At 34.6% G+C, this 13538-nt stretch carries 8 protein-coding genes; 3 read left to right on the top strand and 5 right to left on the bottom strand.

Features of this window, described 5'->3' with window-relative positions; all coding sequences use genetic code 11:
• Positions 1–57 precede the first annotated feature (57 nt).
• Positions 58–1137: a 3-dehydroquinate synthase gene (aroB, locus tag H3T96_RS07595; protein ID WP_086326818.1), complete on the top strand. Its 1080-nt coding sequence runs from the start codon at positions 58–60 to the stop codon at positions 1135–1137.
• A gap of 94 nt (positions 1138–1231) precedes the next feature.
• On the opposite strand, the gene H3T96_RS07590 is transcribed toward aroB, so the two are convergent.
• The 3 genes from H3T96_RS07590 to H3T96_RS07580 are packed head-to-tail and all read right to left on the bottom strand — an operon-like array spanning position 1232 to position 5515.
• Positions 1232–2452 carry an OFA family MFS transporter gene (locus H3T96_RS07590; RefSeq protein WP_086326817.1) on the bottom strand — a complete coding sequence of 407 codons (1221 nt, stop codon included), beginning with the start codon at positions 2450–2452 and terminating at the stop codon, positions 1232–1234.
• Positions 2427–4892 carry a flavocytochrome c gene (locus tag H3T96_RS07585; RefSeq protein WP_144091964.1) on the bottom strand — a complete coding sequence of 822 codons (2466 nt, stop codon included), beginning with the start codon at positions 4890–4892 and terminating at the stop codon, positions 2427–2429. Before H3T96_RS07585 ends, H3T96_RS07590 begins: the two co-directional genes overlap by 26 nt.
• The gene (locus tag H3T96_RS07580; RefSeq protein ID WP_065738337.1) at positions 4892–5515 is read right to left on the bottom strand and encodes an NADPH-dependent FMN reductase; all 624 of its coding nucleotides are present in this window, start codon (positions 5513–5515) and stop codon (positions 4892–4894) included. The genes H3T96_RS07585 and H3T96_RS07580 overlap by 1 nt, the downstream gene beginning before the upstream one ends.
• A gap of 245 nt (positions 5516–5760) precedes the next feature.
• Here H3T96_RS07580 and H3T96_RS07575 point away from each other — a divergent pair, with 245 nt between their 5' ends.
• The gene (locus H3T96_RS07575) at positions 5761–6705 is read left to right on the top strand and encodes a LysR family transcriptional regulator (RefSeq protein WP_086326906.1); all 945 of its coding nucleotides are present in this window, start codon (positions 5761–5763) and stop codon (positions 6703–6705) included.
• Positions 6706–6729: 24 nt separating this feature from the next.
• Here H3T96_RS07575 and H3T96_RS07570 read toward each other — a convergent pair whose 3' ends face one another.
• Positions 6730–7653 carry an FAD:protein FMN transferase gene (locus H3T96_RS07570; protein WP_144091965.1) on the bottom strand — a complete coding sequence of 308 codons (924 nt, stop codon included), beginning with the start codon at positions 7651–7653 and terminating at the stop codon, positions 6730–6732.
• A 326-nt stretch (positions 7654–7979) separates the two neighbouring features.
• On the opposite strand from H3T96_RS07570, the gene H3T96_RS07565 reads away from it, so the two are divergent.
• Positions 7980–9065 carry a 3-deoxy-7-phosphoheptulonate synthase gene (locus H3T96_RS07565; RefSeq protein ID WP_039126002.1) on the top strand — a complete coding sequence of 362 codons (1086 nt, stop codon included), beginning with the start codon at positions 7980–7982 and terminating at the stop codon, positions 9063–9065.
• Between the two features lie 61 nt (positions 9066–9126).
• Here the strand turns inward: H3T96_RS07565 and purL are convergent, their stop codons facing one another.
• Complete coding sequence (purL, locus tag H3T96_RS07560; RefSeq protein ID WP_144091966.1) at positions 9127–13029, bottom strand: phosphoribosylformylglycinamidine synthase; 3903 nt, start codon at positions 13027–13029, stop codon at positions 9127–9129.
• Positions 13030–13538 lie beyond the last annotated feature (509 nt).

Here is a 13538-nt window from a genome sequence, read left to right as displayed (position 1 = left end):
ACTTTTTTATCGTTAACATGAAGTAATAAATTAGCTTTGACTGGATTGGAAATTATTATGCAAAAGATTTTAAATGTAGCACTCGCCAAACGTAGTTATCCTATAATTATTGGTGAAAATTTACTAAATGAATTCCACCATTTTAAACTTCAGGCAGGTCAGCGCGTGTTAATCGCTACCAATGAAACTATTGCTCCACTTTATTTACAACCATTAATTGATATGCTAGAAAAGAATGGTGTGAAAACCGATTCCATTATTGTTCCAGATGGAGAAAAATATAAAACCATGGAAACATGGAATACTATTTTAACTGCTTTGCTTGCTAATAACCATACACGTAACAGCATACTTATTGCTTTAGGTGGTGGCGTAATAGGTGATGTTGCAGGTTTTGCGGCATCGGCATACCAACGAGGAATTAAGTTTATTCAAGTGCCTACGACACTATTATCACAAGTTGATTCTTCAGTCGGTGGTAAAACAGCTATTAACCATCCATTAGGTAAAAATATGATTGGTGCCTTTTATCAACCTCAATCAGTTGTTATTGATTTAAACTGCCTAAAAACTCTACCACAACGTGAATTTTCCGCAGGTCTGGCCGAAGTCATAAAATATGGGATTATTTTAGATGAAGATTTCTTTAATTGGTTAGAAATACATATTGAAGAGTTACTCAATCTAGATGTCAAAGCACTCAGTTACTGTATTTATCGCTGTTGCCAACTTAAAGCCCAAATAGTTGCAGCTGATGAAACTGAACAAGATATGCGCGCTATATTAAATCTAGGCCATACTTATGGGCATGCAATTGAAGCTGAACTTGGATATGGCAATTGGTTACATGGTGAAGCTATCAGTGTTGGTATACTCATGGCAGCTCAAACTGCTAAATTATTAAATAAATTAACAGATAATGATATTGATCGTATAAAAAACTTATTAATTAAAGCTAAACTTCCTGTAATAAGACCTAAACAAATGTCCATAGAGTCTTACCTTCCACATATGATGCGCGATAAAAAAGTCCTATCAGGACAATTACGCCTGGTAATACCAACTAAAATTGGACATGCTGAAATTATTGATGGAATTGAAAAAGAAATAGTATTTGAATCTATACAACGAGTTTAACTCTCTATTTTTAATAACATTAAATATTTCTATTATAAAATAAAAGGCGTGATACATTACGCCTTTCATTTTTTATAACAAAAATAACCTAATTTTACATTCTTGTTTTTTTAATCTGTTTATAAATAAGATTTAATATTAGCCCCAAAAATGCCACCGCAATTGCAATATAAAATGCTTTAGTATAATCGCCAGCATTATTGACTAGAATATCAGCAGTTAGTTTTGGCGCAAAAAATGCAGCTGTAGAATAACCAACAAAGATAATGCCATAGTTAACACCTTGGTTGATAGGACCATAATTTTCCATCACCATTGGTGGGAAAACACCCATTACGCCTCCAAAACATAAGCCAAGTGCGATTATCCCAATGGCAAATCCTGCTTGTGATGGAATAAATAAAAACGAAATAAAAGCAAATATAATTACCGAAAAGATAATATCTAATGTTTTATTTCTTCCTAATTTATCTGATACAGTGCCCCATACTACTCGCCCAGCACAATTACTTAGTGAATATAAACTGACATAAAAAGCAGCAAGGGCAGATGTTAATCCAAACATATTTTGCCCAATACCAGAAGCATTTGAAGCAATCATCAATCCGGAAAAAGCGCCAGTACCTAACATAAAGAAAATTAGATAAAAATATGGCGTTTTTAACATCTCTTGCCAGTTTTTATTAATGATAGGTTTACTTTGTTGACTGTTTGCTTGAACCCAACCTTCAGGTTGATAATTAGCTGGTGCTACTTTGATAAAAAAACTAGCAACCATAACAACCACGATATAGGTACAACCTAAAATTTTAAATGCATACAGCACATCAAAACTTTCAATCAAATAGTTACCGATTGGTGCAGCAATAATTGCTGCACCTCCCATACCGGCAGTAATAATGCCGGATGCAAGTCCACGTTTATCTGGAAAGAATTTAATTGTATTACTTAAGCAACCTGAATAAGCTAATCCTTGTCCAAAACCACTTAATAAACCATAAGTAATATAAAGCATCAAAGGACTGGTCACATAACCACTCAGATAAAACCCAAGCCCAAACAACAAACCACCAATAACACTAGACCATTTAGCTAAACCTTTATCCGTTAAAAAACCACCTAATATCATAGGAATTGGTCCAACGGCTGAATTTATGCCAAATGCAATCATAACATCTGACATACTCCAATTTTTTGCAATACTTAACGGTCCTGCAAAAACACTAAAGGCATAAATAGCACCAGTACAAAGTAATATTGATGTTGATGCAACTAGAATAATCCATCTGTTAACATAATTTTTCGCTTTTACCATTATTAGACTCCATTCTTAGATTTATATCCTTTAATGCAGTCTTGCCAGCAATTCGACCGAAAGTAAAAATATCGGTTAATGAATTACCACCAAGCCTATTACCGGCATGAATACCGCCAGCAACTTCACCTGCGGCATATAAGCCTTTAATTTTTTGTCCTGATTTATCTAACACATGGGTTTGTGTATCAATCCTTAGTCCTCCCATAGTATGATGAACGGCTGGTTTTCTTGGTGTAGCATAAAATGGAGCAATTTGGACTTTTAAATCAAAAACATCTTTTCCAAATTCAGGATCGTTTCCAGCATCAACATAACTATTATAATTAGTTATAGTTTGTTTGAAGACGTTTGCATCCATACCCAGTTTTTGTGCTAACTCTTCTAAAGTATTAGCACAAAATAATGTGCCAGCCGCAATTTGTTTATCAATTTTTTCTTGAGAAGTGTTATAAGCAGTTTTCTTGATTGCTTCATCAGCAATTAAATAAAATAACCCACCATTATCAATTGCAGCTTGGGTAAGTTTGTCTCGACTACCATACTCATTAACAAAACGTCTACCTTGCTTATTAACCATAATGAAGTTTTGTGGAGGAACTTGTAATCCACTAAATAACGCACCTGTTTCAGGATCAGAAACAGGCATCATTTGTGAAAAGCCCATACCAACAAGATCCGCTCCAACACTTTGACCTAAAACGATACCGTCGCCAGTAATAGCAGGCGAATTAGATGTTTTAATATCATCGTCAATTTCTGTCCAATAGGTATTATATTCTTTTAACATTTTGGTATTAGCACCAAAACCACCAGAAGCTAAAATAACTGCATCAGCTTTCACAGTAACTTTTTTACCATTTAAACCACTGCCAATCACTCCTGAAACTTGTCCATTTTCAACAATAAGCTCTTTTACTGCTGTATCAGTAATGATTATACCACCATGCTCTTCAACATATTTTTGTAATGCTGAAACATAAGCATAACCTTCACTTTTTAGTGGTTTATGACCTCTACGCCATAATGCCCCAACAGGCATTGTCACATCATGTTTATCAAATTCAACACCAATATCTTCCAACCATTTAACGGAATCTAGCGCTTCATCAGTTAATATTTTAACTAAATCATATTGGCCATAAATTACATTGCCTAACTGGTCAGTTCTTTTACCGCCAAGATAGGTTTGGATACGATGCAACAACGCAGAATCAAATAAATAACCAGTCTTATCTTTATTTTCAGCCAGATAATCATTAATTTGCTGTCTTAATATTTTAAAATCATCAAGATATTCAGAATCAATAGTCGACTCATCCATTGTCGCAATTTCTTGTAAAGTATGACTCTCACCAGCAATAGCAGCAAACGTATTTTGCCATTTTGGATTAGCCGCATTCATTGGTCCTCCCGTACGGACAGTATTACCACCGACAGCAGGGAACTTTTCAACAACTATAACTTTTTTACCTTCTTGTAAAACACTTGCTGCAGCGGATAAACCAGCACCACCAGCACCCACGACAACCACATCAGTTTCATATTGCACATCGCTATTATCAATCGCACTTGGAGCTTTTGGTCGTTTACGTAAAACATCAGGATTAGCACCAGCCATCTTAATTGCTTTAGCCACACCATCAATCACACCATTACTGGTGACAGAGGCACCTGATAAAATATCCACATTAAGAGTTTGTCCTTCAAGGATTTGTGATGGAATACGTTTAAATACCACATCAGCAATGCCTTCTGATTCACCTTCAGTATCAATATCAATTGACTCAATACGATCATTCGACAGTACAACCACCATTGGTAAATCACCGTTATGACCTGGTGCTGTAACACAATATCTTCCCGGTTCAAAAGAGATTTCCTCTGGAACATTAAGTAAGCTAACAACTTGGGTAAAGCGAATAAAACGGAAAAAACAACTATCTAAAAAATCAATAGTACGTTCCGATTTGAGATCACCTTTTTCATCAAATGCTTCATGTGCTCGTCCAAGCAAGAATTCATAGCCTGGCATAACAGTGGCATTTACACCTGGCGCATCAAGTATTTGTCTTAGATGTAATTGTGCTCTTGATGAACCTTGTACATCATAAGAAGCACCTACAATCATCACTGGTTTGCCATCAAATGGATGTAAATTAAATGATAGCCATTCAATAATGCTTTTTAGTGCTGATGGAATAGAATGATTATGTTCTGGAGTAGCAATAATTACACCATCTGCTTGTATAATTTTTTTATTAAAATTCTGAATAACCGGATTATTAGATTGATCATCTGTTTCATTAAACATTGGCACATCAATCAATTCTAATATTTCAATTTCAGCTTTATTAGCAAAATGTTTTTGCATAAATTGTAATAAGATACGGTTATAAGATTCCTGAGCATTTGTTCCAACAATTCCAATTAATTTCATTATAGTGCTCCTTCTTCAGCTGCTTGTTTCCAACTAAATTTCTTATTTTGTTCCGTATTAAATTTTGCTTTCTTGAGTAATTCATTAGTAAGAGTAACAAACAAAATGAACTCATCGAAACATTCATCTAATTCTTTAACTTTATCGTGGTAGATAAGATCACCATTTTCATCAAAAGCTTGGAGAGAATGCCCTAAAAGAAATTCTGAACTTGGCATAATTCGTGCTTTTAACTCTGGTGCATCTAAAATTTGCCGTAAATGTGCCTGTGCTCTTGAAGAACCTAACGAGCCATGAGAAGCCCCCACAATCATTACACATTTATTAATGAGTGGACGAGTTGTGTAAGACAACCACTCAATAGCACTTTTTAAAGCTGCAGTAATTGAATGATCATATTCTGGTGTGGCAATAATTACCCCATCAGCATTTTCAATTTTATCTGATAACTCTTTTACTGTTGAAGGTGGCGTTTTATCTTTAGGTTCATTAAATGCGGGCAACGACTTAATTTCACAGACTTCAATTTCTGCTTTGTCTGCAAAATGCGCTTTCATAAAATGGAGTAATTTTCTATTAGTTGAACGATCCGAATTTGTGCCAACTATGCCAATAAATTTCACTTTAAAACCTCACTTAGTACCTTTCAGTACAAATTTTATTAATATCTAACTTTTTCAAAATAAATTCTTTAGAAATCCCGCAAAACAGTTGTATATTTAATTATTAGATTTAGTATGTTTATATTTGGGTAATTTGCTTATAAAAATTAGTTTAGAACAGAAAAACCCATTTGTGAAATAGCTGATTAATTATAGGGTTATAAGCAATTTGTTATAACAAAGTAAAACAGGAAATGAGATATAAAATGACTAAAATAAATTCATTAAATATGCTGCAATACATTGATGTTTTACTTAAACATGGTAATTACACCAAAGCTGCAAAAAATCTTTATATTTCTCAATCATATTTAACGCAAACAATAAAAAAAGTAGAAAACCAAATTGGTATTGAAATCATTAATCGTCAAACGATTCCTTTACAATTAACAGAAGCAGGTAAAATTTATCATCAATATCTAGTTTCACTAGTGGACAAACAAGAACAATTTAAACGAAAAATCAAAAAGTACACGGATACAAATTACACAGTAATTCAAATAGGTGTATTACCTAGTTTAGGTACATATTTACTGCCACTATTTTTGCCTGCATTTATGCAAAAATATCCAAATGTAAAAATTGAATTACATGAATATACGCCAACAAGTCTTGAAGAAAAAACAGAAAATAATATGTTGGATTTTTTTATTGGACAAAACCCCGAAACAATATCACAAAACTTAATTAGCCATGCTTGTGGCAAACATTGCTATTATGCGCTAATCCCGCAAAGCTCAAAACTTTATCAAGAAAATCCTAAAATACTTGAATGTAATGATGATTTTATAAAAAAGTTACTACAAGAAAAACTTATTTTAACAGCGCATGGCTCAGCGATTCGTCATCAGATTGAATATCTAATTCAAAAATATAAAATCGAACCCCAAATAATTCTTGAAAGTAGTAATATTTTTACACTTGTTGAGTTAGCCAAAAAAGGGATTGGCATCACTTTTATTCCAGAAAGTGTCAATATTTGTAGTAAAAAAAATGATCAAGCTTATAATTTATTACCATTGCCATTAGAACTGATTTCGCTTAATTATTTTATTGCATACTCTGCAAATAAAACTTTAAATTCAGCGGAAAAGGGACTTGTTGATATTTTTATATCATCCCTTAATCGTGAAGCGATGTCATTTAACTAATACCAATTTAATTTGTAAAATACTTTATTGAGTAAGCAAACCATCTGAGCAAGCAAACTTATGATTAACTGTAACAATCATTCCTTCAATGTTAGGTATTTTATTTATAGCTGATATAGCATACTGAGCACTTGCACCATAAAGCTGAGTAGTCCAAATTTCACCGTCTAGCGATTTTTTTGACACAATACTGATACTGGCTAGATCTGTTTCTACGGGGTACCCGGTTTGGCTATTAAAAATATGATGATAGGTTTTGCCATTATAATTAAATGTTCGTTCATAGATACCTGATGTTACCACTGACTGATTTTTAATTTTTAGCGCAGTGATAACATTTCCTCTCGGTTGAAAAGGATTCTGAATACCAACTCGCCAGTATCCATCATCATGAAAAGGACAATCACCAAAAGTTAGAACATTTCCGCCTAAATTAATAAATGCTGCTTTGGCATTTTGTTGTTTAAAAAACTCAATGATTTTATCAGCAAAAAAACCTTTAGCTAATGCACCTAAATCAATAGCCATTCCCGGTTGAGTGAGAAAAACTGAATGATTAGATTCATCTAAAACAATGTTTTTAGGATTAATAAGCTTTAATTTTTGTTGTATTTCTATATCAGAAGGATATCTAGCATCATAAAAACCAACTCGCCAAGTTTGAATTAAAGGCCCTATTGCAATATTTAAAAAACTATTATCAATAGTACTTTGGATTTTACCAATCCTAATTAATGCAAAAAGGTCTGCTGACACTGGCACAAATTTAACACCAGCATTATGATTTATCTTCATTAATTCTGATTTAGGATTGTTGGCACTAAAACGGCGCTCATAATCCATCAATCGGTTTTCAGCTTCATTTAATAACACTTCTGCATTATCGTCCAACAACCATATTTCAATTATAGTTCCCATTATATGAATATATCGTCTTTGTTGATGCATTGCTTATTGTTCCTAAATTAACAATTTTACACATTACAATTATTTGTTAACAAAAACCAGTCGCTACTAATGTCCATTATCCATGATAAATTAAGAAGCAGATTATTTGTAAACTTTTTATTACACCACTAACGGATAACTTATAAATTCACTAATTTATAAAAAACGCCATTATATAGCGTATAAAACATTATAAAAACATCATAATGATATAAAAATTAAAAATTCTATTTACTATTATGTAATTCTGTGTTTACATAGTGGGCGTTTATGTAATTAATATTTTACATATAAAATGTTTAAAAGATTTTCATAAGGAAAGCAAAATGTTAAAAGATACTTTGAATAATGTTCGAATTAGAGATGAGCATATGTTAATCACCCCTGATGAAATAAAACAACTTTATCCACTTTCTCCAGAATTAGAAAACCAAATTGCCTTATCACGCAAAACTGTAGTTGATATTCTAGAAAGAAAAGATCCGCGATTACTTATTGTCTGTGGCCCATGTTCTATCCATGATCCTCAAGCAGCCATTGAATATGCACATAAATTAAAAAAATTATCTGACGAAGTCAGTAATGATTTATTTATTGTTATGCGTGTTTACTTTGAAAAACCTAGAACAACTGTTGGTTGGAAAGGTATGATAAACGATCCACATATGGATAGTTCATTTGATATTGAGCATGGACTGAAAAAAGCCCGTAAATTATTACTTGATATCACTAAAATTGGTTTACCTATCGCTACCGAAGCATTGGATCCAAACACACCACAATACATTGCCGATTTAATTAGCTGGTCTGCCATAGGTGCAAGAACCACAGAATCACAAACCCATCGTGAAATGGCATCAGGTTTATCCATGCCAGTCGGTTTTAAAAATGGTACAGATGGTAATTTAGATGTCGCAATTAATGCCATGAAGTCAGCTTCTATGCCTCACCGCTTTGTAGGTATCAACCAGCAAGGTCAAGTGACGGTTTTACAAACTGTCGGTAATTCGCATGGACATGTGATCTTACGTGGGGGTAAAGCTCCAAATTATGATGCTGAAAATGTCGCACTATGTGAAATACAGATGAAAAAAGCAGGGTTGTTACCAAATTTAATGATCGACTGTAGTCATGCCAATTCTAATAAGGATTACCGTAATCAACCAATTGTTGCCGATTCAATTATTGAGCAAATCAAACATGGCAATAACTCAATTATTGGAGTAATGATTGAAAGTAATTTGGTTGAAGGTAATCAATCTTCTGAGCAACCAAAAGAAAACTTTAAATATGGAGTATCCGTGACCGATGCTTGTATCAACTGGAATGAAACGGAAACATTACTTCGAAAAATGGCAAGTACGTTATCACAACCACTTGTAGCAAGACAAACACAAGATGCTAGCGTTTAATGTAACCATTTTCACTTAACAAAAAAACGCCGACAAATGTCGGTGTTTTTTTATATTACATTTACCCTAATTGTTTACGTGCATTACGAAATATTCGCATCCATGGACTATCTTCACCCCAATTATCAGGATGCCATGAATTAGTTACAGTTCTAAATACTCGTTCTGGGTGAGGCATCATAATAGTTGCACGACCATCACTTGAAGTTACGGCCGTAATACCATTTGGTGAGCCATTTGGATTAGCAGGATACTGCTGCGTTACATCGCCGAAATGGTTAATGTAACGAACAGTAATTAATCCTGATGCTTCTAAATTAGATAAGTGAACATCATCACGAACTTCAACTCGCCCTTCTCCATGTGATACCGCAATTGGCATATGTGAACCCTCCATATCAGTAAACAGTAATGAAGGGCTAGATTGAATTTGAACTAAACTAAAACGTCCTTCAAATCGTTCTGATAAATTACGCACAAAACGAGGCCACAAATCAGCACCAGGAATTAGCTCTTTCAAATTCGACATCATCTGACAACCATTACAGACACCGAGTGATAAAGTATCATTGCGATGAAAGAATTGTTCAAATTCATGTCTAACTTTTTCATTAAATAAAATTGATTTAGCCCAGCCTTCTCCTGCTCCTAAAACATCACCATATGAGAAACCACCACAAGCAACAAGAGTATTAAATTGATCCAATGTCACCTGACCTGATAATAAATCAGTCATATGGACATCAATTGATTCAAAACCAGCTCGATCAAATGCAGCCGCCATTTCAACATGAGAGTTAACACCTTGTTCACGTAATATTGCAACTTTCGGTTTCACTCCTTTTGCAATATAAGGTGCGGCAATGTCTTGCGTTGGATCAAACGTAAGTCGCACATTCAAGCCCGGATCGTCCTCATTTTGTTTAGCCTGATGTTCTTGATCGGCACACACTGGATTGTCGCGTAAACGCTGCATTTGCCATGTGGTTTCAGCCCACCACGTTCTTAACATTAAACGAGATTCACTATAAACTACAGCAGCATTATTACGTATAATGAATTGCTGCCCTGCTTCAGCTTTACCTAACGTATGAATCGCATGAGAAAGCCCAAAACGCTTAAAGCATGCTATAACCTTATCTAAATCCCTACTATGAATTTGAATAACGGCACCTAGTTCCTCATTAAATAGTGAAGCAATCACATCACTACCTAGCGTATGAATATCAACATCAATACCACAATGCCCGGCAAATGCCATTTCCGCTAAGGTAACCAATAAACCACCATCCGAACGATCGTGATAAGCAATCAACATATTTTCAGCGATTAATGTTTGGATAGCTTGATAAAAAGCCGCTAATTCATTAGCTTCATGGACATCAGCTGTTCTTTGCCCTAAATGACGATAAACTTGAGCTAATGCAGTTGCTCCTAATGCTTGATGACCTTTGGATAAATCAATAAGCAATAATAAATTATCTTCATCTGTACATAATTGTGGTGTGACAGTTTTACGAACATCTTCAACTCGAGCAAATGCAGAAATCACTAAAGATAACGGTGAAATAACTGTTTTTTGTTCCCCATCTTGTTGCCATGTTGTTTTCATTGACATTGAATCCTTACCAACAGGAATTGCCAACCCTAAAGCAGGACATAGCTCTTCGCCAATGGCTTTAACTGCTTGATACAAACCGGCATCTTCACCTGGATGACCCGCAGCAGCCATCCAGTTAGCCGAAAGCTTAATCCGTTTAATATCGCCAATGTTAGTCGCCGCGATATTGGTAATTGCTTCACCAACAGCCAATCTTGCTGATGCAGCAAAATTAAGCAGAGCAACTGGAGCACGTTCACCAATAGACATGGCTTCACCATAATAACTGTCTAAACTAGCTGTAGTCACCGCACAATCAGCTACAGGCACTTGCCAAGGTCCAACCATTTGATCGCGTGCGACCATTCCTGTTACTGATCGGTCACCAATGGTAATTAAAAAAGTCTTTTCAGCAATAGTTGGCAAATGTAAAACACGTTTAACCGCATCATATAAATTAATGTCATCTGTTGAAAAGTTATCACCATGAGCTTGTTGAGATTTAACTTCTCGTAGCATTTTTGGGGGTTTACCTAATAAAACATCTAACGGTAAATCTATCGGATTATTATTAAAATGTTCATCATGTAAAACTACTGATTTATTAACTGTTGCTTCACCGATTACTGCATAAGGAGCACGCTCACGTTGGCAAAGTTCATCAAACAATTCAAGGCTTTCTGGATGTATTGCCAATACATAGCGCTCTTGTGATTCATTACACCAAATTTCTAACGGTGACATGCCTAGCTCATCACTTAATATTTTGCGCAGTTCAAACTGACCACCACAGCCACCATCACTAACTAGTTCCGGCATAGCATTAGATAGGCCACCAGCACCAACATCATGGATAAACAAAATAGGGTTTTCATCACCAAGTTGCCAGCAACGATCGATTACTTCTTGGCAACGACGTTCCATTTCAGCGTTATCACGTTGAACTGATGCAAAATCAAGATCAGCATGAGATTGCCCTGATGCCATTGAAGAGGCCGCCCCTCCTCCTAAACCGATATTCATGGCTGGTCCACCAAGAACAATTAATTTTGAGCCGATAGGGAATTCCCCTTTTTGGATATGTTCACGACGAATATTTCCCAAACCACCAGCTAGCATAATAGGTTTATGATAACCTCTAACTTCTTCACCATTAAAGCTATTTACTTTTTCCTCATAGGTACGAAAATAGCCTAACAACGCGGGACGTCCAAACTCATTATTAAATGCGGCACTACCTAAAGGGCCATCCATCATAATGTCAAAAGCACTTACAATTCTGTCGGGTTTACCAAAATCTTGTTCCCATGGTTGTTCAAAATTCGGAATTCGTAAATTTGAAACGGAAAAACCAACTAATCCAGCTTTTGGTTTAGCGCCTTTTCCTGTTGCACCTTCGTCACGAATCTCCCCACCGCTACCCGTTGCTGCGCCCGGCCAAGGGGATATTGCTGTTGGGTGATTATGAGTTTCAACCTTCATTAAAATATCAGCATACTCCTGATGATAACTGTAAATTCGATTACCATAATCTGCAAAAAATCTGCCTACTTTAGAACCATCCATAACCGCAGCATTATCTTTATAAGCAGATGACACATAATCAGGTGTATTTTCAAAAGTGTTTTTGATCATTTTAAACAAAGATTTAGGTTGCTTAACACCATCAATAATCCAATCTGCATTAAAAATTTTATGTCGACAATGCTCTGAGTTTGCTTGAGCAAACATATACAGCTCAACATCTGTCGGATTACGATTTAATTTTTGAAAATTTTCAACTAAATACTCAATTTCATCAGATGCTAACGCTAAACCTAACTTAAGATTAGCCCTTTCCAGTGCTTGACGCCCTTGACCTAATAAATCCACAACAGTTACTGGCGCTGGTTCATCGACTTTAAATAATTGTTCAGCTTGATCAAAACTGGTTAATACGGTTTCCATCATACGATCATGAATCAACTCGGCAAATTTATCTTGCTGAGGCTGCGTCAAAGGCGAACTTGTTACAACATAATAAGCAATACCTCGCTCAATACGATGAATTTGAGTTAATCCACAATTGTGAGCAATATCAGTTGCTTTTGATGACCATGGGGAAATCGTACCGGCACGTGGGGTGACTAAAAAAAGTTGTTTGTTGGTATTACAATCTTTATCTATGTGAACAGATTTGGGACCATATTGTAATAACTTATCAAGTGTTAATTGTTGCTCAACTGTGAACTCACTAATTGAATCAATAAAATGGACAAATTGTGCTTCAAGGTTAATAACAGGAATGGATTTTTCATGACAAACAGATAGGATTTTACTAATACGAAATGCGGATAAAGCAGAAGAACCAGCTAAAATTTTCATACTAATTACTCTTTTTGAAACCAAAACAGGTAAAAAATAGAGCAATAGTATAAAAGAAACTGTACATTATGGCTATCTTAAAAACAGTTTATATTGAGTTGATAAAAAATATTAAATTACATAAATTTTTGATAAACACTGAATATAAAATATTAGAGAAATTCACAACATCATGTTTTAATTATTTTTATAAATAAACATTAACCCTTTATTCTACTTTATACATATTATTTAATTATACAGAACTAAACCCAAAGTAGTTGCAGTGTTAATCAACAAGATTCTATTTATATGTTAAATAAATTTCTACTAGACAAAGTTAGCCCTACCTAATTTACGACAAAGAAGTACACCTGTTTTGCTATTAGAAAATCTAACCTAAGTTACTCAATAAAAAAACATCGATTAATGAGAAAAAATACTTGATTTAAATGAAAATTTTTAGACAATCGAGAAAAAGAGGTTACTTTTGAAAAAGTGAAAATCGTAATCAAACATTGCAGATAATA

The organism is Gilliamella sp. W8136, assembly GCF_016101285.1.
In the GTDB taxonomy this organism is placed as follows: domain Bacteria; phylum Pseudomonadota; class Gammaproteobacteria; order Enterobacterales; family Orbaceae; genus Gilliamella; species Gilliamella apicola_N.
This window is presented reverse-complemented; position numbering and strand designations above follow the sequence as displayed.